This is a genomic window from Streptomyces sp. NPDC037013 (genome assembly GCF_055607265.1).
In genome coordinates this window covers 336470-358277 of the sequence record NZ_JBVJRV010000002.1, presented here as the reverse complement: position 1 = coordinate 358277, position 21808 = coordinate 336470, and the positions used below count along the sequence as shown (strand labels likewise).

Below are 21808 nucleotides of genomic sequence, written 5' to 3'. Positions count from 1 at the left end.
GCGCGTACCTCTGTGTGCCTGCCGGGTGTCAGCCCGCGAACCAGCGGACCGGCTGGGGTGCCAGGTTCTGGTAGATGTGCTTGGACTCGCGGTACTCGGCGAGGCCGGCGGGGCCGAGCTCGCGCCCGACGCCGCTCTTGCCGAAGCCGCCCCACTCCGCCTGCGGCAGGTAGGGGTGGAAGTCGTTGATCCAGATGGTGCCGTGGCGCATGCGCCGGGCCATCCGGCGGGCGCGGCCCGGGTCGCTGGTCCACACGGCACCCGCGAGACCGTACTCGGTGTCGTTGGCGAGGGCCACGGCCTCGTCCTCGGTGCGGAAGGTCTCGACGGTCAGGACCGGTCCGAAGACCTCTTCCCGTACGACCCGCATCTCGCGGTGGCACTGGTCGAGCACGGTCGGCTCGTAGAAGTAGCCCTCGGCGGGGCGCACGTCGTTCGGCTCGGGGCGCTTGCCGCCGCAGCGGAGCACCGCGCCCTCCTCCAGGGCGGAGGCGACGTACATCTCGGTCTTCTCGCGCTGCTGCTGCGAGACGAGCGGGCCGCACTCGACGCCGTCCTCGGTGCCGCGGCCGAGCCTGATCAGCTGGGCCCTGCGGGTGAGTTCGGCGACGAAGCGCTCGCGGACGGACTCCTCGATGATGAGGCGGCCGCCGGCGGAGCAGACCTGCCCGCTGTGGATGAAGGCGGCGTTGAGCGCCTGGTCGACGGCGGTGTCGAAGCCTTCCTCGGTGGCGCAGGCGTCGGCGAAGACGACGTTGGGGTTCTTGCCGCCGAGCTCCAGGGCGACCTTCTTCACGCCGAGCGCGGCGGCCTGGGCGACCTTGGTGCCGGAGACGAGGCCGCCGGTGAAGGAGACCAGGTCGACGTCGGGGTGGTCGGCGAGGCGGGCGCCGACGGTGTGGCCGGGGCCGGTGACGATGTTGGCGACACCGGCGGGGAGCCCCGCCTCGACGAGCAGCTCGATGAGCGCGACGGTCGTCAGCGGCGTGATCTCGCTGGGCTTGATGACGAAGGTGTTGCCGGCCGCGAGCGCCGGGGCGATCTTCCAGCTGGCCTGGAGCAGCGGGTAGTTCCAGGGCGTGATCATCGAGCAGACGCCGATGGGCTCGTGCACGACGACGCTGTGGATGTCGTCGGAGCCGGCGTCGACCACCCGGCCGCCGCCCTCCCCGATGACCAGGTCGGCGAAGTAACGGAAGGCGTCGGCGACGCAGTCGACGTCGACGCGGCCCTCTTCGAGGGTCTTGCCCGCGTCGCGGCTCTCCAGGAGCCCGATCTCCTCGCGGTCGCGCACCAGCAGGTCGGCGACGCGGCGCAGCAGCGCGGCGCGCTCGGCGACGGGCGTACTCGGCCAGGGGCCCTCGTCGAAGGCCTTGCGGGCGGCGGCGATGGCGGCGTCCGCGTCGTCCGCTCCGCCCTCGGCGATCACGGCGAACGGCTTGGCATCCGCCGGGTCGAGGATCTCGCGGGTGGCGCCGGAGGTGGCGGCGCGCCACTCTCCGCCCACATGGATGGTCTGTTGTGCGGACACGTCCCGTTTGCCTTCCGTTCCTGTCATATGCCCCGCCTGTCACTCGCGGCAGCCGGGTGCACCTGCCCTTCGGCAGGAAAAGCATGCACAACACATGGCCGAAAGTGCGCTGTCTCACTGCGGGTATGGACACTCAGGACAAAAAGTACGCGCAAACGCCGCCCAGAAGGGGCAGGGTCACCCCGTGTGACCGACCGGATCGTCGTCCGCGGGCTCGTCCCGGGCCATCAGCCCCGCCGTCCACAGCGGCATGAGCCAGTGCGCGACGAAGACGCCGAACAGCACGGGAAAGACCAGCCCCTCGACCGTGACCCCGCTCAGCCCGGCGACGCCGACGCCCGCGGTCACGGCGAGCAGGAGCCAAAACATCGCGCGGTGGGCACGGGCGGCCACGCGGTCCTTCTCGGCGCGCTGGCGCTCGTCGAGGGCGCGGGCGCGCAGTTCGAGGAGGCCGCGGGTGGCGCCGTTGATGATGCCGGTCGCCAGGCACCACGGGAGCAGGATCCCCAGGAGCGCGAGGACCGCCCAGCGCTCGTCGGCGAGCACGGAGCAGAGCCAGCACACGATGCCGGCCGCGGTCAGGATTATGTGGGCGAGGACCACGGCCCGCCGCCGCGCCGCGGTGGCGTGGAGCGAGGCGGCCTCGCGCCGGTTCATGAGCGCGTACATGCGCCGGTCGTAGCCGGTCATGGCGTGCCGTTCGTCGGTCCTCATCACTGGTTCCTCCCGTAGACCTGATCCGTGAGCGGGCGAAACGGTTCGAGGGAGAACAGGGCCTCGACCGGCAGCCCGAAGAACCTCGCGATCTTCAGGGCCAGGTCGAGGCTCGGGTTGTACTGCCCCCGCTCGATGTAGCCGATGGTCTGGTAGTGGACCCCCACCGCCTCGGCGAGGCTCTGCCGCGACACCTTCCGCTCGGCGCGCACCACCGCCAGCCTGTTGTGCACTTGCTCGCTCATGTATAAGGAGTACTACATTCATGAGTACGTCAGCAAGAGCCGCCAGGACCAGGGGGAGTCACCGGCCGGGCCTGGGCAGGAAGGAGTCCAGGGCGACCTTTGCCCTGCTCCGCTGCAACGGCCACTCGTCGGCGGGACCACCGACGAGGAGGGCGTACTGAGGGCCGGCGTTCTCGGTCATGAACGCCCAGTCCCACGCTCTCCGACGCTCGCCGTCAGCCGGACTGTCGTACGTGAAGGTCAGCATGGACGTGATGTCGTTGAATTCGACCAGTTCGTCCTGCCGGTAGCCGGGGAGGGCGTCGTCGCCCTCCTTGAGCGCCTCGGACGTGCGGCGCAGAGCCTCGTACGGAGTGATCTCCAGGCCTGAGGGCGTGGAGACCTGCAACCACGAGCGCCCGTCCGGCGAGTCGTAGTAGACCTGCACTCCCTTGGTACGGCGCACCCAGCCGCGCGGCACGGCGGTCGCGAAGCCCTTGGGGTCCTTCCGCATCTCGTAGCCCTCCGGCACCGGACTCGCCCGGCCGCCGGGCTCGGGCGTCGGGACGGAGGCGCTCGTCCGGCCGCCGGGCTCGGGCGTCGGGACGGAGGCGCTCGTCCGGTCTCCGGGCCCGGGCGTCGACACGGAGGCGCTCGCCGCGGGGCCGCCGTCCGCGCGGCCGTTCCCTCCGTCGTCCCGGCCCCACGCCAGCCAGCCGCCGACAAGGCCACCGGCCACCAGGGCGCCCACCACGACGAGCGCGAGCTGTCTGCGACGCGGACGGCCGCTCGGCGGGCCGTAGCCGCGGAAGCGGTCCCCCTGGGGCTCCGGGGGCCCCGGCCCGTCAGGATTCCGCAGCGGCACCGGCTCAGCGGAGGGGCCCGCGCCCGGCTCCCAGCGCTGGGTCGCGGCGTCCCAGTGCACGGGGTCACCGCGCCCGTTCATGGTCAGCCGCCCAGCAGCGCGCGGACCGACTCGGCGACCGCCGCGCCCGAGGCCAGGACCCCGATCCCGGCACCCGCGTCCGCCAGGGCGGTCCGGAGCCGGGCGAGCCTGCCGGGGCCGGCGCCGCCCGTCGCCGCGATCTCGGTCTCGGCGGCGGCCAGTTCGGTGTCGAGGGCGGTGGTCCGGCCGTCGACGGCCGCACGCCTCAGGTCCTCGCGCAACCTCCGTACGGCGGACAGCAGTTCCTCCTGGGCCCGGTCACGTCCATGTCCCCCGGCCGCGTGGTACGTCACCTCGTTGCCGTCACCGATCGCGACGGCGCCCTCCACACTGCCGATATGGATGTCCGCGCCGCGTCCCTCAGGTGGTCCCATGGTCTCCCCCACTCCGGTGCGCCGCCGTCGTGGCGGTCGCACCACCGGTGTTGCTGGTGACGATGTTCCGATTGCCGATGGCCACGGCGCCCACCGTCCCGAAATGCGTTTCGTTGATGTACGTCGCGCCGGCGGCGACGTTGACGACCTTCTGCTCGAACTCCTCGGTCTGCCAGCCCGCTTCGTACAGTGCCCGCCGCACCCCGCCCGCCACCCGGTCCTGGATGGACTTGAGGTAGCGGCTGACGTCCATCTCCTGGAAGAGCGAGGCCCGGTCGTCCGAGCCGAGCTCCCGAACGGACGCCCACGGGCCATCGGCGAGAGCCTTCGCGTGGCCGCCGGAGGCGATCCGCCACAGCACCCCTGCCGCCCGCCACATCGTCACCACGGCGCGCCCGGCCGAGGCCGGCACATGGCCGAGCGCCCAGACGGACTTGCCGAAGCGATTGTTGTGCCGGTACTGGTGGGCGACCCGATCGGCGTCCTGGTACAGCTGCCGCACCGGGCGCAGCACATGAGGGGCGATCTCCAGCATCAGCATCCCGCCCTGGGTGTGGGCCCGGACGAACACCGTCGTGACGATCTCCTCGTCCCAGCCGCCGACCCTGACCCGCAGGAAGTGCCGCCGGGTCTCGCCGCCCTCCTCGACCGAACGGAACCGGTGTTCCTCGAACGCCTCGGGCGCGTAAGGCGCTTGCGACCTGCGCGGCAGCCCCTCCACCGGCAGGAACACGACCTCGTCGATCTCCAGCTCACGCAGCCGGTCGCGCACGGCGAGGGCACGATAGGGCGCGCCGTGCGGGGACGGCACGCGCAACGCTTCGAGCAGCGGCACGATGTGGCCCAGGATCACCGTGTTGTCCAGCGGCTCGGGCCGGACGCCCTCACGCGGCCGCAGCTCCACCGACAGGGACCACGGCGCGTACGGCGTGCCCGCCCCGCAGAAGGGGGCTGCCGCGCGGTACATGAGCAGGCGCGCCCGCTGCTCGACGTGGATGCGGCGGCGCAGCCGGTGGAAGCGCTCGCCCTCCGCCTGCTCGGCCGGATCGGCGGCGAGATCGGGGAACCGGGCCCTGGACAGCTCACCGGTCAGCGCCTTGGCGAACTGGCCGCCCTGTGCGGCCACCACCCAGGCCATCAGGAGAGGCAGGGTGAGGGCGAACCATGCCGGGGCCGGGTTTCCTCCGCCGGTGATGATGCCGATGCCGAGAAGATCGACGCCGCCCCCGGTGGCGAGGCCGAGGAGCAGCATGAGCACGCAGGCGAGGGTCCCTCGCCCACCCCAGCGCAGCTGCCACACCACGACGCGCCAGAGCAGGGACGAGCGTCTCGCGATCCTCCGGATCCACCCTGCGAGGACGAGCATCGCGAAGGGCGGCAGATAGAAGAGGACAAGGCCTCCGGTGAGTGGCAGGGCCGCGGCCCACAGCAGCAGGATGACGAGCGCCCAGCCGGACTCGACGCGCCGGGCGCGCAGCGCGTGGGCGAGCACACGGGTGGCGTCGATGCCGAGCGAGGGGGCGGCGATGCGCTCCTCATGGACGTAGAGCTCGTCGATCACCGCCTCCCGGAAGCCGACGTCGACGTAGGAGCCCGCGCACAGGAGCCGGGTCGCCTCGCTCGCACTCGGGTCGCCGCCGGGGCCGGTGGGCGAGCCGGTCCACCGCGGTGCTGGGGTATGCGTCACGAGTGCCCCCGGTGCGCTGGCTGCCTGGGCTCGTAGGCGAGCCGGAAGCGGCAGTGGTTTCAGCGTAGGGGAAGGTGCTCCTCCGTGTCGTACGCCAATAAGACCGCCCCCGGCGGCCGCTGCGAGGAGCGGCCGCCGGGGGCGGTGGAAGGCGTACTGCCGGGGCTCAGATGAGGCCGAGACCGCGGACGGCCTCGCGCTCCTCGGTGAGCTCCTGCACCGACGCGTCGATGCGGGCGCGCGAGAACTCGTTGATCTCCAGCCCCTGGACGATCTCGTACTTGCCGTCCTTCGTGGTGACGGGGAAGGACGAGATGAGGCCCTCCGGCACGCCGTACGAACCGTCCGAGGGGATGCCCATGGAGGTCCAGTCGCCCGCGGCGGTGCCGTTGACCCAGGTGTGGACGTGGTCGATGGCGGCGTTGGCGGCGGAGGCGGCCGACGAGGCGCCACGGGCCTCGATGATCGCGGCGCCGCGCTTGGCGACGGTCGGGATGAACTCGTCGGCGAGCCAGGCCTGGTCGCTGACGACGTCGGCGGCGTTCTTGCCGGCGATCTCCGCGTGGAAGATGTCCGGGTACTGGGTGGCCGAGTGGTTGCCCCAGATGGTGAGCCGCTTGATGTCGGAGACCGACGAGCCGGTCTTCTTCGCCAGCTGCGACAGCGCGCGGTTGTGGTCGAGGCGGGTCATCGCGGTGAAGCGCTCGGCCGGTACGTCCGGGGCGGCGGCCTGCGCGATGAGCGCGTTGGTGTTGGCCGGGTTGCCGACCACGAGCACCTTGATGTCGTCCGCGGCGTGGTCGTTGATGGCCTTGCCCTGCGGCTTGAAGATGCCGCCGTTGGCCTCCAGGAGGTCACCGCGCTCCATGCCCTTGGTGCGGGGGCGGGCGCCGACGAGGAGGGCGACGTTGGCGCCGTCGAAGGCGACGTTCGGGTCGTCGCTGATCTCGATCGAGTTCAGCAGCGGGAACGCACAGTCGTCGAGCTCCATGGCGGTGCCCTCGGCGGCCTTCAGGGCCGGCGTGATCTCGAGAAGGCGCAGGTTGACCGGCACGTCCGCGCCGAGCAGGTGGCCCGAGGCGATGCGGAAGAGCAGGGCGTAGCCGATCTGGCCGGCGGCGCCGGTGACGGTGACATTCACGGGAGTGCGGGTCATGGCGATCTCCGTAAGACAGCTGGCGGTGGGGGTCCCTGTCCTTCATACGTGGATCCCCTGGTTCCTGGATCCCCGCCGACGCCTCGCCGAGTCCTCGATCGCCTCTCGATGATCGATCTCTTGGCATCAAGAGAGATCCGCCGTCAGGCTATCGCGCCCCGGGCGGCCCGGACCCCCGGGTCGGTGTGGCCCGGCCCACAGCGTGGCGTACGCGATGAGGGGGGCGGCCGCCACCTCCGGGGGGGGGAGGAGTGTGGCGGCCGCCGTGGGGGTGTGACCACTCCCGTGGGGGTACGGTCCGCCTGCCCCCCAAGACCCGTCTCATGCACACTTCCCCCCACTTTTCTGAACGTCCCCCAACTCCCCGGTGCCCCGGAGCACTTACCTGCCCCCTCCAAGCCGCCGTTCCCCCACAATCCGACAGCCCCGCCCGAGGACTACGCGGTGCAGCCCGTCCGCCCCGACTTCAGCGTCGCGCACGCCTTCGCCGCCGTCCCCGACTTCGCCTCGACCATCGGCGTATACGCGTCGAAGTCCTCGTTCACCGTGCCGCTCTGCTTGGCCCCGGCCCCGCTCCCCGACCCCGTGATCGTCAGCTCGTCCCCCGGCGTCGCCTGTGTGATCCGCGCCCACGCGGCCCCGCACGCCTTGCTGTACCGCACCTCGACCACGGTCTTGCCGATCGTGGCGCGCGACGCGGTCTTCGCCGACTCGCCGCCGCAGCCCATCTTCTCGGGGTCCTTGCCCGCACAGTCCGCGCCGGTGCACTCGACGCCGGCCGGCAGCTTCGCGTCACTCGTGGTCGGCGTGGCGGATGGCTTCGCGTCGTTCTTGCCCTTGTCGTCGCCGCCGAAGCCGATCAGATAGACCGCGGCCGCGACCACGACGAGCACACCGACCACACCCGCGAGGAGCACGGTCAGTTTCGTGCGCCGGCGCCGCCCGTCGCCCGGTCCCCCGCCACTGTCGGGCGCGCCGAACGCGGGCGAGGCGACATCTCCGTACGGACTGGAGGAGCTGGACGCGCTGGGCGCCCCGGCCGCACCACCGGCACCACCGGCACCACCGGCACCACCGGCACCACCCGCACCGGAAACACCGCCCGCGCCGTACGAGTCATACGAGCCGTACGAGCCATGGGCCCCCGCCCCCTGCGGCGGCACCGTGGGCGAGACGCCGGCCGGCCCGGCCACCCCCGTGGCGGGCCCCCCGGCACCACCGGAGCCGTTGCGCGCGGCCCGGCCACCGTTTCCGTGGGCCGGCCCCGCTTCCGTGCCCAGTTCCCCGAGGGCCGCCCGCGCCTGCGAGATGCGTATCGCCTGCATGGTCATGTCGTGCCGCATCTCGGAGCGGCTCCACGCCCGCTCCGCCAGCTCCCACATCGTGATGAGGTGCACGGGCGGCGTCTCCGTGACCTCCGCGAGAGCGACGATGGCTCCCTTCGGGGCGAGCAGCCGCCCGTTCAGATAGCGCTCCCACGACGTCTTGCTGTAGCCGGTCCTGTCCGACACGGCCGCAATGCTCAGCCCGCTGCGGTCGACGAGTCTGCGCAGCTGGCCCGCGAACTCCCTGACCTGCGGATCGAGCTCATCCGGTAGCGGCTTCCAACGAGGCATTGCTCCCCCTATTCCCCCCGTACGTGCTTGTCCTGCCCCCGCGCCGACCTCATGCCGATCCTTGCGCCGACCCTGCTCCGCTCCCGTTCTGGACTACCCAGATGGATGCGCCGAGCCAGGATGCCAGTTCCCGGAACGGGGGCGCACGGGAGCATTCGGGCCACGGGCGGGCGCCACCGCGCTCCCGGCGGTCGGGGGCACAGTCTCCCACCGCTACGCCGCCCGCCGATGCGGAACCCCAAGTACCGGTCCGATAGATCCGTTAGGCCCGAAACGCCCCTGCCCTCCCCCGGCCCCCCGGCACCGCTCGCCACAAGGTCGTTGCACGCCTCGAACACCGTTGCGGAATGGTCACCTCCGTGCCACAGGGACCGGGCATCCCTTGAACCGGGTTGGCGGGTCCATGACTCTGGATCACGAGCGGAACGCGCCGCTTATTTCGGGAGGTTCCAGCAGGAATCGCACCTCACCGAACGGCGGTGCCCGCCCTCTCACGGGGGTGAGGGCGGGCACCGCTCCCCCTCCCGAAGACCCGAACGTCCCCGAAAGGGCGACTTCGGCCCCGCCTTGCGGCATCCCGGCCGGCGCCCTCGGCAGAGTCGGTGCGGCAACGCACGAACCTCCCGAAGGGACCCGCGCATGAAGTACGGCAAGCGGTTCGCCGGCGGCGTCATCGCCGCATCCGCCCTCATCGGCACCGGCCTGGCGACGGCCCCCACGGTCTCGGCGGCCCCCGCGGCCGCCGCCCACGCCTCTCCCGCCGCCCACGCGGCGGCGTTCCGGGGCACCGCCCCGGCCTGCGTCACGCGGGACGTCATCAAGCACCGCAAGTACGTGAAGGTGACCAACCACTGCGGTCACGCGATGCACCTGAAGGTCGTCATCGACTGGGGCAACGACTCGCCGTGCCTCACGTACCAGAACAACGAGCAGTGGGAGTGGACCTGGGGCCGCGGCTCCTACGGCAAGGTCGTCACCTGCTGACCCTCCCCGCGCGCCCCCGCGGCCCGTCCTGTCCCCGGGGGAGAGGACAGGCCGCGGCTCAGCCCTCCGGCCCCGGCACCCCCGGCGTGACCAGCCCCGTCTCGTACGCCACGACCACCGCCTGCGCCCGGCTGTCCAGGTCGAGTTTGCTCATCGTGCGGTTCAGATGTGTCTTGACGGTGGCCTCGCTGATGTAGAGCCGCTCCGCGATGTCCGCGTTGGTCAGCCCGCGCGCGATCAGCTTCAGCACCTCGACCTCGCGCAGCGTCAGCACCCCGAGATCCGGCGGGGGTTCGTACTCCTCGCCGCCGGGATCCGCCCCCTGCCGGGAGAACGCCTCGACGAGGCGCCGCGTCACGCTGGGGGCGAAGAGCGCGTCCCCGCCGCCGACCGCCGCCACCGCGGCGAGCAGCCGCTCGGGCCCCGAGTCCTTGAGCAGGAAGCCGGAGGCCCCGGCCCGCAGCGCCCCGTACACGTACTCGTCGAGGTCGAACGTGGTCAGCACCAGGATGCGCGGCGCCGGGTCGGCGGCCTGGGCAAGGATCTTGGCGGTGGCCGTGATGCCGTTCATGCCCGGCATCCGGATGTCCATCAGGATGACGTCGGGGCGGGTCCGCGCGGCGAGTTCCACGGCCTCGTCGCCGTCGCCCGCCTCGCCCACGACCTCGACGCCCGGCGCGGCGCGCAGCAGACCCACCAACCCCGCACGGATGAGGAATTGGTCGTCGACGACGAGCACCCTGATGCATGCGCTCATGCGGTCACCCGGTCATTCCGTAGCGTCGTCCCCCCGCGCCGCGGCCCGCGCCGAGGTCGGCAGGGTGAGACGCACGGCGAATCCCCCCTCGCTCAGCGGGCCGATGCTGATCGCCCCGCCGTAGAGCTTGGCCCGCTCCCGCATCCCAATCAAGCCGTGCCCGCTCCCCGTCCGTACTCTGTCCGAATTCACCCCCTGCCCGTCATTGATGACCGAGACCTCTATGTGCCGTCTGCGGTAGGCGAGTTCGACGGTCGCCGCGGCTCCGCGGGCGTGTTTCAGTACGTTGGTGAGCGCCTCCTGCACCACGCGGTACGCGCAGAGTTCCACGCCCGGCGCCAGCGGCCGCGGTGTCCCCGTGACGCGCAGTTCGACGGGGGTGCCCCCGGCCCGCACCCGCTGGACCATCTCGTCCAGCCTGGAGAGACCCGGCATCGGTGCCGCGGGACCCTCCTCGCCCTCCTCGCCGGGCCCCCCGCGCGCGTCGGGCCCGCCGTCCTCGGCGCGCAGCACCCGCAGCATGCGGCGCAGCTCTTCGAGCGCCTCGCCGCTGGTCCCCGAGATGGTGCCGAGCGCGGCGCGGGCCGTCGCCGGGTCGGAGCCGAAGACGAAGGTGGCGAGGCCCGCCTGCACGGAGATCACCGACATGTGGTGGGCGACCACGTCGTGCAGCTCGCGTGCGATCCGGCCCCGCTCCTCGGCGACCTCGCGGCGGGCCCGTTCGTCCTGCTCCCGCTTCAACTCCCGGGCCAGTTCCGCCGACCGGCGGGCGACGGACCCGAACCGCCAGAGCACCAGCGAGAAGCCGACGGCCTGCCCGACGACCGACGGCATCGAGGACCCCTCGCTGATCGCGCCCGCGTAGATCCACAGGCCTGCCATCAGGGCGGTGCAGGGCAGGGAGACGCACGGGGGCCGCAGACAGGCGACCGTGTAGACGGACAGCATGGGGCCGAAGGTGCCGACGACGGGCCAGTAGCCCGCGGTGACGTACACGAACCACGCCAGATGTACGACGAGCAGTACCGTCAGCGGCGCCTTGCTCCGGGCCGCGACCGGGAGGCTGACCAGGGCGACCAGCGCGTAACCCGGGGCGCCGAGTCCGGTCCAGCCCTGCTTGACGGACTCCTGCCCGAGCAGCACGGCCACCGTGGTCAGCGCGACCGCGATGAGCGCGTCGACGGCGAGGGGGCGGATCCGCATCGCCGCAGCGTAACCCGCAGATGGGCGGGGGAACGTCAACCGGCGGCGGTACAGCGGAAGTTGTAGGAACCGGCCGGCTACCGCACGGGGAGCACGCGCGGTTCAACCCAGGACGGGACGACGCGGCCGGGCGGCGGCCCGTACCTTCGGGTGAGTACCGCGGCACCGGCCGAAGACCGGTCGCCGCCCGGACCGCGGCCGTCGGGGGAATCGAACGGGGGGCGCCCGGTCCGTACGACGGTGGCCCGTCCCCTCGGGGGAGGACGGGCCACCGTTTCGCGGTCGTGCGACGCGGGCTAGATCGTGTAGTGCAGGGTGTCGTCGAGGAACGGGATCTCCAGCACCGGGTCCGGCTGCGCCATCATCGCCAGCAGCACGATGGCGACGCCGAGCACCCCGTACGTGACCATGTCGGTGAACCGCGAGCGCACCGCGAGCATGCCGACGTCCGGCAGCGCCCAGCGCAGCACGGCGCCCCCGATGAGGGCGACGCCGACCAGTATCGTGCCGAGCCGGAAGACGTCGAACGCGGTGAGCAGCAGCCCGAGCCCGACCGTGGAGACGACCGCGAGCAGCGGCCACTGGCGGGCCGGCGCGGGGGCGTCGCCCGCCGCGGCCCGGCCGCCGCCCTCCGGCCGCGCCGTGTCACGCGTGAACAGCGGGAAGCGGCGGGACACCTTCCGCGGCCGGCCGTCCGGTCCGGGCGCGCTGACCGTGCCCTTGGCCCGGGGCATGTCCCCGTCCGCGTCCCCGGAGACGCCCTCCGCGCGGGAAGCGCCCTGCGCCCGGGAGCTGTCCCCGGAGCCGTCCCCGGCCCCGGCCGTCCCGTCCCCGGAGACTCCGGGTGTGGTGCCGTCCGTGTCAGGTTCTGCGCTCATGGCCTCGCCCCTCATCCGTCTTTCCCGGTCAGCGCGCGGAGCGTTCCGCGGCCTCGACGACGTTCACCAGGAGCTGGGCGCGGGTCATCGGGCCGACACCGCCCGGGTTCGGCGAGATCCAGCCGGCGACCTCGGCGACGCCCGGGTGGACATCGCCGACGATCCTGCCGTTCTCGTCGCGCGAGACGCCGACGTCCAGGACCGCGGCGCCCGGCTTCACGTCCTCGGGCTTGATCAGGTGCGGGACGCCCGCCGCGGCCACGATGATGTCGGCGCGCCGGAGGTGGGCGGCGAGGTCACGGGTGCCGGTGTGGCACTGGGTGACCGTGGCGTTCTCGGACTTGCGGGTGAGAAGGAGCGGCATGGGCCGGCCGATGGTCACGCCGCGGCCGACGACGACGACCTCGGCGCCCTTGATCTCCACGTCGTGCTGCCGGAGCAGCCGGATGATCCCGTACGGGGTGCAGGGCAGCGGCGCCGGCTCGTTCAGGACGAGGCGGCCGAGGTTCATCGGGTGCAGGCCGTCGGCGTCCTTGTCCGGGTCCATGAGTTCCAGGACGCGGTTCTCGTCGATGCCCTTGGGCAGCGGGAGCTGGACGATGTAACCGGTGCAGGCGGGGTCGTCGTTGAGCTCGCGGACGACCGCCTCGATCTCCTCCTGGGAGGCCGTGGCGGGCAGTTCGCGCTGGATGGAGGCGATGCCGACCTGGGCGCAGTCGCGGTGCTTGCCGGCGACGTACTTCTGGCTGCCCGGGTCGTCGCCGACCAGGACGGTACCGAGTCCGGGCGTGACGCCCTTCTCCTTCAGGGCCGCCACGCGGGCGGTCAGTTCGGACTTGATCGCGGCTGCGGTGGCCTTGCCATCGAGAATCTGGGCGGTCATGGCTCCATCTTCCCGGATGAGACCCGCCCGGTACCAATCAGGGCGCCCCCCTGTCGCCCCAAGGGCCTCCCCGCTGATCAGCGAGGTTGCACTTGCACAACACATACCGAATGCGGCTGGACAAATAAGCCATGCCTAAAGAACGATATGCGGCACAGTGCCGCGGGCAGTGTCGGGGGGACGGACCGCATCTGTAACACCTTCCTCCGTGATGTGCCGCGTCGTCCCCGCACCACCCGACGGAGGAAGACCGCCATGAGTTACGGCGACCCGAACAACCCATACGGGCAGCCGCCCCAGCAGCCCCCGGCCGCTCCCGGGTACGGCTATCCCCAGCAGGGCCCGCCCGGCGTCCCGCCGCAGGCCCCCTACGGCTACCCGCAGCAGCCGGCCTACCCCGGTTACCCGGGCGGCAACATGATGCAGCAGTCGATGCCGGGCCTCCTGGTCACCGCACGCGTCTTCCTGTTCCTGATCTCCGCGGTGCAGATCCTGGCCACGATCGGCTTCCTCTACGGCGCGGCGGTCGCCAACGACGTCTCCGACAGCGCCGACGAGTTCGGGTTCAACGACGCGGGTGACTTCGGCGACGCGGCGACCGGCGTGTTCGTCATCCTCGCCCTCGTCGTCGCGGCGTTCGCCGCCCTGTCGATCACGCTCGGCGTGAAGTTCAGCCGCGGCGGCCAGGGCGTGCGCATCACCACGGTGGTGTACGGGGCACTCGGCGGCGTCGTCGGTCTGATCTACCTCTTCGTCGGCCTGGACACGGGCCTCGCCACCGCGATCATCGGCCCGCTGATCTGGGTCGTCTTCGCCGTCATCATCACCCTGGCGCCCGTCGTCCCCAGCGGCACCGCGTGGTTCAACCGCCCGCGCTACTGAGCGAGTTGTCCGTACGCACACGAGGGCCGCACCACTCCCGGCGGGGAGGGTGCGGCCCTCGTCGTTGCGTCAGGTCAGGTGCGGCTCAGTGGAAGAAGTGCCGCGTCCCCGTGAAGTACATCGTCACGCCCGCCTTCTTCGCGGCCTCGACCACCAGCTCGTCGCGGACCGAACCGCCGGGCTGCACCACGGCCTTGACGCCCGCGGCGGTGAGGATCTCCAGGCCGTCGGGGAAGGGGAAGAACGCGTCGGAGGCGGCGTAGGAGCCGCGCGCCCGCTCCTCGCCGGCCCGCTCGACGGCGAGCTTCGCGGAGTCGACGCGGTTGACCTGGCCCATGCCGACGCCGACCGACGCGCCGTCCTTGGCGAGCAGGATCGCGTTGGACTTCACCGCGCGGGACGCCTTCCACGCGAACACCAGCTCCGCGAGCTCGCCCTCGTTGAGCGCGTCGCCCGTGGCGAGCGTCCAGTTGGCGGGGTCGTCGCCGTCGGCCTGGAGGCGGTCGGTGACCTGGAGGAGCGCCCCGCCGTCGATCGGCTTGACCTCGACGGCGTTGGCCGGCGCCCGGTGGGCGCGCAGGACGCGGATGTTCTTCTTCTTGGTGAGGACCTCCAGCGCGCCGTCCTCGTACTCGGGCGCGACGATGACCTCGGTGAAGATGTCGGCGACCTGCTCCGCCATCTCCCTGGACACCGGGCGGTTGACCGCGATGACGCCGCCGAACGCGGAGAGCGGGTCGCAGGCGTGCGCCTTGCGGTGCGCCTCCGCGACGTTCGCGCCGATCGCGATGCCGCACGGGTTGGCGTGCTTGATGATCGCGACGCAGGGCTCGTCGTGGTCGTACGCGGCACGGCGCGCGGCGTCCGTGTCCGTGAAGTTGTTGTACGACATCTCCTTGCCGTGCAGCTGCTCGGCCTCGGCGAGGCCGCCCTTGCCGTCGACGTAGAGGGCCGCGCCCTGGTGCGGGTTCTCGCCGTAGCGGAGCACGTTCTTGCGCTCGTACGTGGCGCCGAGGAACTCGGGGAAACCGGACTCGTCGGCCGCGGCGTACCCGTCCGCGAACCAGCCCGCCACCGCCACGTCGTACGCGGCCGTGTGCCGGAACGCTTCTCCCGCGAGGCGCTTGCGCGCGGTCAGGTCGAAGCCGCCGGCCTTGACAGCCGCGAGCACGTCCGCGTAGCGGCTCGGGTCGGTGACGACCGCGACCGAGGGGTGGTTCTTGGCGGCCGCGCGGACCATCGAGGGGCCGCCGATGTCGATCTGCTCGACGCACTCGTCGGGCGTGGCGCCCGAGGCGACGGTCTCCTTGAAGGGGTACAGGTTCACGACGACGAGCTGGAAGGGCTCCACGCCCAGCTCGGCGAGCTGGTTGCGGTGGTCCTCCAGGCGCAGGTCGGCGAGGATGCCCGCGTGCACGCGCGGGTGCAGCGTCTTGACGCGGCCGTCCAGGCACTCGGGGAAGCCGGTGAGCTCCTCGACCTTGGTGACGGGCACCCCGGCGGCGGCGATCCTCGCGGCCGTGGAGCCGGTGGAGACTAGCTCGACGCCCGCCTCGTGCAGCCCGCGCGCGAGCTCCTCAAGGCCGGTCTTGTCGTAGACGCTGACGAGCGCGCGCTTGACGGGGCGCCGCGCGGCGTTCGCGTCGGCGGCGTTCATGGCTTCGGCGGTCACGGGATAAGAACCTTTCGTCCCTCAATGCGGTAGCCGTGCCGCGCCAGGCGCCCCACGACCTCGACGAGCAGCGTGCGCTCGACTTCCTTGATGCGCTCGTGCAGAGCGCTCTCGTCGTCCTCGTCCCGGACCTCCACCACGCCCTGGGCGATGATGGGGCCGGTGTCGACGCCGTCGTCGACGAAGTGGACGGTGCAGCCGGTGACCTTCACGCCGTACGCGAGCGCGTCGCGCGCACCGTGGGCCCCCGGAAAACTGGGCAGCAGCGCGGGGTGGGTGTTCACGAACCGCCCGCCGAAGCGCGCGAGGAACTCCTTCCCCACGATCTTCATGAAACCGGCCGAGACCACCAGGTCGGGCTCGTGCGCGGCGGTCGCCGCGGCGAGGGCGGCGTCCCACTCGTCGCGGGTCGCGTGATCCTTCACCCGGCAGACAAAGGTCGGGATCCCCGCGCGCTCGGCGCGCTCGAGGCCCGCGATGCCGTCGCGGTCGGCGCCGACCGCGACGATCTCGGCCCCGTAGGCCCAGGCGCCCTCGGCCCGGACGGTGTCCATCAGGGCCTGCAGGTTCGTCCCCGACCCGGAGACCAGCACGACGAGTCGCCTGGGACGCGCGACCACAGCGCTCTCGGCCACAGCGGGGCCCTTTCTCGGAAGGTGCGTCTTTGTACGGTCGTACGAAGGCTTCGTGCCCCGCGATACGGGGAACCCTACGAAGCGGCCGACCGCCAGCAACGATACCGGCACCCGGAACCGCCCCTCACGGGACGGGGGTGGAGCCGACGATGCCCGCCACCGCCGCGTCGTGCGGCAGATTCCCCGGAAGGGTGGTGGTGGGAGACGGGCGGGCGGAGGGTAGCGTCTGTGGGAAAGGCGCCTGAATACCGACGAACGCCGCGTTGCCGAGCCGCACACCGGCTCCACCACGGCCCTACCAAGGGGAAGACGCACACCTGATGCCGGACCGTAGCCGCCCTTCGTCTCCACCGCAGGACTCCGACTCCCAGGGACCGAAGTCCCGGGCCACGGACTCCCGGGGAACGGGCAAGGACGACGACAACCCCTTCGCGCCGCCGCCGGAGGGGACCCCGGACCAGCCGTGGCAGCCGCGCCGTCCCTCGGGCGACTCCGGGCAGGACGGTTCCGCCGGCGGCGAGGGCCAGGGACAGGGACAGGGCCACGGTTCCCCGTGGGGCAGCCAGTGGAGCGACCGCCAGCCGGGCCGCTCCCCCGGCGGCTTCGGCGAGCGGCCCGGCCGGCAGAACGGCCCCGACAAGGAAGGCCCCGCGGGCTCGGGCGGGCCCGGCGGACCGGGCGGCGGCATGCGCTGGGACCCGACGGACCCGGCCCAGCGCCGCGCGCGCTACGCCCTGCTCTCCGGCATGTGGGGCTTCTTCTTCGCGCTCTTCGGCTGGCGGTACCTCGCGCTGCTGCTCGGCGCGCTCGCGCTGATGTGGGCCATCCAGTCGCTGCGCGCGAAGCCGCGCACACCGGACCCGACGGCGCCGGCTCCGACGGTCGCCCAGGCCGGCGGGCCGGGCTCCGCGACGCCGACGCCCACGCCCGCGCAGACGCCGACGGCGCCCGGTGCCCCTGCCGTGCCGGCCAGGACCGACGCGCCGAGCACCCGACCGCAGACGACGGCCGCGATCAGCGGTCTGGTGACGGGCGGCCTCGCGCTGGCCATGGTGGCGGCGACGTTCACGGCGCAGCTGGTCTACCGCGACTACTACACGTGCGTGGACGACGCGCTCACCAACGTGTCGAAGCAGTCCTGCGAGGACCTCCTGCCTAAGCAGCTGCGGCCGCTCCTGGGCGAGCAGGACTGACGCCCTAGCCCGGGCCCGGGCTAGGGCTAGGGCTAGGGCTAGGGCTAGGGCCTGGGCTCGCCGTGTGCGTCAGGGGCCTCAGGGAGTCTCGGGCCGGTCCCGAGGAGCTTCCACCGCATCCCTGAGCGCCTGACGGCGCGCTTCCCGGGCGTCCTCGTACCAGGGGAGGGCGCGGGCGGGGAGCTGCGCGGCTCGCCCGGGTTCTTCGGTCACGGGTGTGGGCGGCGGGGTTGTCGTGGGTGTCGTCTCCGTGGCCGCGCTTACTTCCGTCGGATCCTTCGACACCGTCGGTTCCATCGGTTCCATCGGTTCCGTCGGTTCCGTCGTCGTCTGGGCCGGCGCGTCCCCGGGGCCGTCGGCGTCCGGTGCGGGCCGCCGTCGGCCGGGCCACGGGAGCCGGACGCGCGTGGTCTCCGCCCGTGGCGTGCGAGGGAGCGGCAGCCGGGGGCGCGGCACCCGCAGTGACGGCAGCGCGAACCGGGGCAGCCACCTCCACCGCCCGCCGCCCGACGGCCTCCGCAGCCGCCACGCCCGCAGGACCAGCGCCACCGGCACCCCGGTCACCGCGGTCCAGCCCAGCGCCGCCGCCCCCGTCTGCCACCAGACCGGCCCGAATTCGGCGAGAACCGCGACCCCCATCGACCCACCCGCGAGCGCCGCGAACCCCGCCATCAGCGCCCCGCACACCACGGCGGCCAGCGCGGCGCCCGAGGCCGTGCGCCCCGCCGGCCACGCCTCGTCCCGCTCCCCGAAGGCGGGCGCCGCCGCCTGGACCGTGCACCAGGCCACGACGAGTCCCGCCGCCACCGGCACGGCCGCCGCCGACCAGCTCAGCGGGGAGCCGGGACCGGCCGAGGGCAGGGCCGCGAGGAGCGGGAAGGGCGGCAGCAGCGGCGCGGCACCGGCGGCGAGGGGGGTGGCGACCGTTCCCGAGCCGAGGACGAAGCCGGGGCCGAGCCCGTAGGACGCGCCCCACACGGCCGCGTTGGGCACCAGCGCGAGGGCGAGCAGCAGGACCGCGAGCCGCCCCGACCACACGTCCGTGAGCTGCGCGAACGACGCCTGCACCGGCCCGTTGTGCAGGACGAGCGAGACCGCGACGAGCAGCGCTCCGCCGCCGACGAGCACCGCCGCGCCCGCCGCGCCGGCCCGGACGACGGCGACCGCCCGGCGCCGCAGGAGGAAGCCGCGCACGAAGAAGCCGGGTGCGAAGAAGCCCCGTACGACGAAGTCGCACGCGGCGAGCAGACGCGCGGCGAGGCGTCGCACGAAGGCGGTCCGTGCCCCCTCGGCCGGGTCGGTCGGGGCGGACGGCGGGGGCGGCGCGGCCAGCGCGGCCCACCGCGCCCACCCGGTCGGTCCGCCCGACGCGCCTCGCGGGGGCGCGGGCAGCGGTCCGTGCGGGCGGCCGAGCGCCGTCCACACCCCGGCCCCGGCCGCGAGTGCCGTGAGGACCGGGACGTGCACGGCGACGCCGAGCCAGTCGGGCCGCAGCTCGCCCCCGCTCGCGTACAGCGCGGCGGCCGCGCCGACCAGCAGGTATCCGGTCACCACCCCGCCCCACGCCGTGCGTGCCGCGTGGGCGCGGCCCTCGGGGGCCGCCGCGTCCCGTGCCGCCCGGTGCACCAGCCAGCCGGGCAGGGCGACCAGCAGCAACGGGGTCACGCCGATCGGCGCGGGCACCCCGGAGAGCGTGTCCGTCCTGATCAGCTCGGTGCCGTGGGCCAGCAGCCACAGGCCCGCCGCGACGTGCAGCGCGCCCGCGGGGCCGCTGTCCGGGTACGGCGAACTGATCCAGAGACCGATCACCAGGACGGCGAACGAGCCGAGGCCGAGGCCCGCGGCGATGGCGCCGCCCGCCATGCAGGTGGCCAGGCCGGGCGAGCGATCGCGGACCTGTTCGCGCAGCTGCTCCACGGGCGGCGACGAGGCGTGGGGATCGGTCGTGTGGGTCACGCGGCCATGCTGCCAACGACACGCGCTTTCTTCCCGTAACAGGCGAATACCGGATGTGTCGCTCAATATACGTTTATGTACTTATTCGTACTGCGGGAACGGCTGTGCCCGGCCGCCCGCCGTACGCCGGCCCACGGTGCGGAGATCCCGACATGCCCCAGAGCCCTGCCACGCCTCTGCCGTCCCCCAAGGAACGCCGCAGGCTGCGCGAGGCGAAGTCGCTGAGCCAGGCCGACATCGCGGCGAAGATCGGCGTCACACGCGAGACGATCCGCGCCTGGGAGACGGGCCGGACCGATCCGCGCGGCCGAAGACGCGAGGCGTACGCGAAGCTCCTCAACCCGGCCACCGAGGGCGAGCGGGCCGAGGAGGAGACGCCGCAGAAGACCGCGGGTGCCTCGCGCGCCGCCGGAGCGGGCCGGTCCGCCGCACGAGGGGCGGGATCTCCCGCGCGTGAACGGACCCGGGAGCCCGGCTGGGCGAGGTCCGGGGAAGGCGGCAGGTCGAGATCGAGACCGGAGCCCGCCGCCAAGCGCGCCGCCAAGCCCAGGACCCCGACGTCGGTGGCGGCCGCGTCCCCGGCGGTGACGGGCCACGTGGGGGTGGGCCAGGTGGGGGTGGGCCAGGTGGGGGTGGGCCAGGTGACGGCCGGTCACGCGGGCACGGGTACGGGAATGGGTACGGGATCGCGACCGTCCGCCGTGCGCCGGTCCACCGTGCCCGAGCCGGCCGGGCCCCGGGACCTCACCCCCGCCCAGGCGTTCGACGCCCTCTGCGCCCAGTGCGGCCCCGGCCTCGTACGCCAGACGTATCTGCTCACCGGGCGGCGGCACCTCGCCCAGGAGTCGGTGGAGCGCGCCTTTCAGCTGGCCTGGCAGCGGTGGCCGGAGGTGGCCGTCGACCGGGACCCGGCGGGCTGGGTGCGCGCGGCCGCGTATGAGTACGCGATCTCCCCCTGGCACCGCTTCCGCCCCCGGCGCCACCCGGAGACCCCGCCCGCGGCGCAGGACGACCGTGCCTTCCTCGCCGTACTCCTGAGCCTGCCGCCCGCGCAGCGGCGCACGCTGATGCTCTACGACGGCCTCGGCCTCGACCTGCCCGACACCGCGGCCGAGACGGAGGCGAGCACGCCCGCCACCGCCAACCGGCTGCTGCGCGCTCGCGAGGCCGTCGCCGAGCGGCTGCCCGACCTGGCCGACCCCGATGCCCTGCACCGGCGTCTCGGCGAGCTCGGCAAGGGTGAGAGGCTGCGGCTTCCCGACGCCGAACGGGTGCGCACGGGCAGCGAGTACCGGGCCCGGTTCTGGACGCACGCGGCCATCGCGTTCACGACCCTGATCGTCGGCGCGACGGCGCTGACCCTGCGGAACGCGCCCACGCACTACGAGCCCCCGCTGGCGCCGGGGACCGCCATCAGCGGGGTGCCGCCGCGGATGGGCCCGGGCCCGTTCACCGCGGCCGACCAGCAACTGCGCGACAAGCTGCGGGCGGAGCTGACGAACGGCCCGTACCGGCTGACCCCCCGGGCCCTTTAGCCCACGGGCTCTCTACTTCACGTACGAGCGGGCCCGCACCTCGGTCGAGGTGCGGGCCCGCTCGTACGGAGTGCTGTGGCTGCGTCAGCCGGCGAGGATCGCCCGCGCCAGCTTCGCCGTCTCGGTCGGCGTCTTGCCGACCTTGACGCCCGCGGCCTCCAGGGCCTCCTTCTTCGCCTGCGCGGTGCCGGAGGAGCCGGAGACGATGGCGCCGGCGTGGCCCATGGTCTTGCCCTCGGGCGCCGTGAAGCCGGCGACGTAGCCGACGACCGGCTTCGTCACGTGGGCCTTGATGTAGTCCGCGGCGCGCTCCTCGGCGTCGCCACCGATCTCACCGATCATCACGATCAGGTCGGTGTCGGGGTCGGCCTCGAACGCCTCCAGGGCGTCGATGTGCGTCGTGCCGATGACCGGGTCGCCACCGATGCCGACGGCCGACGAGAAGCCGATGTCACGGAGCTCGTACATCATCTGGTACGTCAGCGTGCCGGACTTCGAGACCAGGCCGATGCGGCCCGGCTTCGTGATGTCGCCCGGGATGATGCCGGCGTTCGACTGGCCCGGGGTGATGAGACCGGGGCAGTTCGGGCCGATGATGCGGGTCTTGTTGCCCTTCGACTTCGCGTACGCCCAGAAGGCGGCGGAGTCGTGGACGGCGATGCCCTCGGTGATGACGACGGCGAGGGGGATCTCGGCGTCGATCGCCTCGACGACGGCGGCCTTGGAGAAGGCCGGCGGCACGAAGAGGACGGAGACGTTGGCGCCCGTCTTCTCCATGGCCTCCTTGACCGTGCCGAAGACCGGGACCTCCGTGCCGTCGAAGTCGACGGACGTGCCGGCCTTGCGCGGGTTCACGCCGCCGACGATGTTGGTGCCGTCACCCAGCATGAGCTTGGTGTGCTTCATGCCCGTGGCACCGGTCATGCCCTGGACGATGACCTTGCTGTCCTTGTTGAGGAAGATAGCCATGGCTGTTCTGTCC

At 72.9% G+C, this 21808-nt stretch carries 20 protein-coding genes; 4 read left to right on the top strand and 16 right to left on the bottom strand.

Features of this window, described 5'->3' with window-relative positions:
* Nucleotides 1-28: 28 nt before the first annotated feature.
* The 8 genes from ACZ7DY_RS06770 to ACZ7DY_RS06735 form a co-directional block, all read right to left on the bottom strand.
* A complete protein-coding gene (locus ACZ7DY_RS06770) occupies nt 29-1558 on the bottom strand; it encodes an aldehyde dehydrogenase family protein (protein WP_471130945.1) in 1530 nt (509 codons plus the stop codon).
* A gap of 150 nt (nt 1559-1708) precedes the next feature.
* Complete coding sequence (locus ACZ7DY_RS06765; RefSeq protein ID WP_471130944.1) at nt 1709-2245, bottom strand: hypothetical protein; 537 nt, start codon at nt 2243-2245, stop codon at nt 1709-1711.
* The gene (locus ACZ7DY_RS06760; protein WP_471130941.1) at nt 2245-2490 is read right to left on the bottom strand and encodes a helix-turn-helix transcriptional regulator; all 246 of its coding nucleotides are present in this window, start codon (nt 2488-2490) and stop codon (nt 2245-2247) included. Before ACZ7DY_RS06760 ends, ACZ7DY_RS06765 begins: the two co-directional genes overlap by 1 nt.
* A 58-nt stretch (nt 2491-2548) precedes the next feature.
* Nucleotides 2549-3415, bottom strand: coding sequence for a hypothetical protein (locus ACZ7DY_RS06755; RefSeq protein ID WP_471130938.1), 867 nt, complete (start codon nt 3413-3415; stop codon nt 2549-2551).
* Between the two features lie 2 nt (nt 3416-3417).
* Nucleotides 3418-3789: a hypothetical protein gene (locus ACZ7DY_RS06750; RefSeq protein WP_471130935.1), complete on the bottom strand. Its 372-nt coding sequence runs from the start codon at nt 3787-3789 to the stop codon at nt 3418-3420.
* Nucleotides 3776-5476, bottom strand: a complete 1701-nt coding sequence (locus tag ACZ7DY_RS06745) for a hypothetical protein (protein WP_471130933.1) — start codon at nt 5474-5476, stop codon at nt 3776-3778. Before ACZ7DY_RS06745 ends, ACZ7DY_RS06750 begins: the two co-directional genes overlap by 14 nt.
* A 166-nt stretch (nt 5477-5642) precedes the next feature.
* Nucleotides 5643-6632: a malate dehydrogenase gene (locus ACZ7DY_RS06740; protein WP_471130930.1), complete on the bottom strand. Its 990-nt coding sequence runs from the start codon at nt 6630-6632 to the stop codon at nt 5643-5645.
* A gap of 437 nt (nt 6633-7069) precedes the next feature.
* Nucleotides 7070-8248, bottom strand: coding sequence for a helix-turn-helix domain-containing protein (locus ACZ7DY_RS06735; protein ID WP_471130929.1), 1179 nt, complete (start codon nt 8246-8248; stop codon nt 7070-7072).
* A gap of 639 nt (nt 8249-8887) precedes the next feature.
* On the opposite strand from ACZ7DY_RS06735, the gene ACZ7DY_RS06730 reads away from it, so the two are divergent.
* Nucleotides 8888-9232 (top strand): hypothetical protein, encoded by a 345-nt coding sequence (locus ACZ7DY_RS06730; protein ID WP_471130927.1) that lies wholly within the window; start codon nt 8888-8890, stop codon nt 9230-9232.
* Nucleotides 9233-9290: 58 nt separating this feature from the next.
* Here ACZ7DY_RS06730 and ACZ7DY_RS06725 read toward each other — a convergent pair whose 3' ends face one another.
* The 4 genes from ACZ7DY_RS06725 to ACZ7DY_RS06710 form a co-directional block, all read right to left on the bottom strand.
* On the bottom strand, nt 9291-9989 hold the full coding sequence (locus tag ACZ7DY_RS06725) for a response regulator (protein WP_471130925.1): 699 nt from the start codon (nt 9987-9989) through the stop codon (nt 9291-9293).
* Between the two features lie 12 nt (nt 9990-10001).
* Nucleotides 10002-11192 (bottom strand): sensor histidine kinase, encoded by a 1191-nt coding sequence (locus ACZ7DY_RS06720; RefSeq protein WP_471130922.1) that lies wholly within the window; start codon nt 11190-11192, stop codon nt 10002-10004.
* A gap of 296 nt (nt 11193-11488) precedes the next feature.
* Nucleotides 11489-11926: a DUF3017 domain-containing protein gene (locus ACZ7DY_RS06715; RefSeq protein ID WP_471132354.1), complete on the bottom strand. Its 438-nt coding sequence runs from the start codon at nt 11924-11926 to the stop codon at nt 11489-11491.
* 172 nt (nt 11927-12098) lie between these two features.
* Nucleotides 12099-12953, bottom strand: a complete 855-nt coding sequence (locus ACZ7DY_RS06710; protein WP_471130919.1) for a bifunctional methylenetetrahydrofolate dehydrogenase/methenyltetrahydrofolate cyclohydrolase — start codon at nt 12951-12953, stop codon at nt 12099-12101.
* Nucleotides 12954-13208: 255 nt separating this feature from the next.
* Here ACZ7DY_RS06710 and ACZ7DY_RS06705 point away from each other — a divergent pair, with 255 nt between their 5' ends.
* Nucleotides 13209-13835 (top strand): hypothetical protein, encoded by a 627-nt coding sequence (locus tag ACZ7DY_RS06705; RefSeq protein ID WP_471130917.1) that lies wholly within the window; start codon nt 13209-13211, stop codon nt 13833-13835.
* 85 nt (nt 13836-13920) lie between these two features.
* Here ACZ7DY_RS06705 and purH read toward each other — a convergent pair whose 3' ends face one another.
* Together purH and purN are read right to left on the bottom strand one after the other, a co-directional pair.
* Nucleotides 13921-15492, bottom strand: coding sequence for a bifunctional phosphoribosylaminoimidazolecarboxamide formyltransferase/IMP cyclohydrolase (gene purH / locus ACZ7DY_RS06700; protein ID WP_471132351.1), 1572 nt, complete (start codon nt 15490-15492; stop codon nt 13921-13923).
* An 11-nt stretch (nt 15493-15503) separates the two neighbouring features.
* Nucleotides 15504-16061 carry a phosphoribosylglycinamide formyltransferase gene (gene purN / locus ACZ7DY_RS06695; RefSeq protein ID WP_471132349.1) on the bottom strand — a complete coding sequence of 186 codons (558 nt, stop codon included), beginning with the start codon at nt 16059-16061 and terminating at the stop codon, nt 15504-15506.
* A 401-nt stretch (nt 16062-16462) separates the two neighbouring features.
* Between purN and ACZ7DY_RS06690 the strand changes: the two genes are divergently transcribed.
* The gene (locus tag ACZ7DY_RS06690) at nt 16463-17335 is read left to right on the top strand and encodes a hypothetical protein (RefSeq protein WP_471130915.1); all 873 of its coding nucleotides are present in this window, start codon (nt 16463-16465) and stop codon (nt 17333-17335) included.
* 78 nt (nt 17336-17413) lie between these two features.
* Here ACZ7DY_RS06690 and ACZ7DY_RS06685 read toward each other — a convergent pair whose 3' ends face one another.
* Nucleotides 17414-19291, bottom strand: a complete 1878-nt coding sequence (locus ACZ7DY_RS06685; protein ID WP_471130912.1) for a cell division protein PerM — start codon at nt 19289-19291, stop codon at nt 17414-17416.
* A 152-nt stretch (nt 19292-19443) separates the two neighbouring features.
* Here ACZ7DY_RS06685 and ACZ7DY_RS06680 point away from each other — a divergent pair, with 152 nt between their 5' ends.
* On the top strand, nt 19444-20826 hold the full coding sequence (locus ACZ7DY_RS06680) for a helix-turn-helix domain-containing protein (protein WP_471130909.1): 1383 nt from the start codon (nt 19444-19446) through the stop codon (nt 20824-20826).
* Nucleotides 20827-20910: 84 nt separating this feature from the next.
* Here the strand turns inward: ACZ7DY_RS06680 and sucD are convergent, their stop codons facing one another.
* Nucleotides 20911-21795, bottom strand: a complete 885-nt coding sequence (sucD, locus tag ACZ7DY_RS06675) for a succinate--CoA ligase subunit alpha (protein ID WP_205036191.1) — start codon at nt 21793-21795, stop codon at nt 20911-20913.
* Between the last annotated feature and the right edge of the window lie 13 nt (nt 21796-21808).

Coding starts and splice junctions, on each gene's coding strand:
- ACZ7DY_RS06770 (WP_471130945.1), bottom strand. CDS start 1,558: ATGACAGGAACGGAAGGCAAACGGGACGTGTCCGCACAACAGACCATC.
- ACZ7DY_RS06765 (WP_471130944.1), bottom strand. CDS start 2,245: ATGAGGACCGACGAACGGCACGCCATGACCGGCTACGACCGGCGCATG.
- ACZ7DY_RS06760 (WP_471130941.1), bottom strand. CDS start 2,490: ATGAGCGAGCAAGTGCACAACAGGCTGGCGGTGGTGCGCGCCGAGCGG.
- ACZ7DY_RS06755 (WP_471130938.1), bottom strand. CDS start 3,415: ATGAACGGGCGCGGTGACCCCGTGCACTGGGACGCCGCGACCCAGCGC.
- ACZ7DY_RS06750 (WP_471130935.1), bottom strand. CDS start 3,789: ATGGGACCACCTGAGGGACGCGGCGCGGACATCCATATCGGCAGTGTG.
- ACZ7DY_RS06740 (WP_471130930.1), bottom strand. CDS start 6,632: ATGACCCGCACTCCCGTGAATGTCACCGTCACCGGCGCCGCCGGCCAG.
- ACZ7DY_RS06735 (WP_471130929.1), bottom strand. CDS start 8,248: ATGCCTCGTTGGAAGCCGCTACCGGATGAGCTCGATCCGCAGGTCAGG.
- ACZ7DY_RS06730 (WP_471130927.1), top strand. CDS start 8,888: ATGAAGTACGGCAAGCGGTTCGCCGGCGGCGTCATCGCCGCATCCGCC.
- ACZ7DY_RS06725 (WP_471130925.1), bottom strand. CDS start 9,989: ATGAGCGCATGCATCAGGGTGCTCGTCGTCGACGACCAATTCCTCATC.
- ACZ7DY_RS06720 (WP_471130922.1), bottom strand. CDS start 11,192: ATGCGGATCCGCCCCCTCGCCGTCGACGCGCTCATCGCGGTCGCGCTG.
- ACZ7DY_RS06715 (WP_471132354.1), bottom strand. CDS start 11,926: ATGCCCCGGGCCAAGGGCACGGTCAGCGCGCCCGGACCGGACGGCCGG.
- ACZ7DY_RS06710 (WP_471130919.1), bottom strand. CDS start 12,953: ATGACCGCCCAGATTCTCGATGGCAAGGCCACCGCAGCCGCGATCAAG.
- ACZ7DY_RS06705 (WP_471130917.1), top strand. CDS start 13,209: ATGAGTTACGGCGACCCGAACAACCCATACGGGCAGCCGCCCCAGCAG.
- purH (WP_471132351.1), bottom strand. CDS start 15,492: ATGAACGCCGCCGACGCGAACGCCGCGCGGCGCCCCGTCAAGCGCGCG.
- purN (WP_471132349.1), bottom strand. CDS start 16,061: ATGGACACCGTCCGGGCCGAGGGCGCCTGGGCCTACGGGGCCGAGATC.
- ACZ7DY_RS06690 (WP_471130915.1), top strand. CDS start 16,463: ATGCCGGACCGTAGCCGCCCTTCGTCTCCACCGCAGGACTCCGACTCC.
- ACZ7DY_RS06680 (WP_471130909.1), top strand. CDS start 19,444: ATGCCCCAGAGCCCTGCCACGCCTCTGCCGTCCCCCAAGGAACGCCGC.
- sucD (WP_205036191.1), bottom strand. CDS start 21,795: ATGGCTATCTTCCTCAACAAGGACAGCAAGGTCATCGTCCAGGGCATG.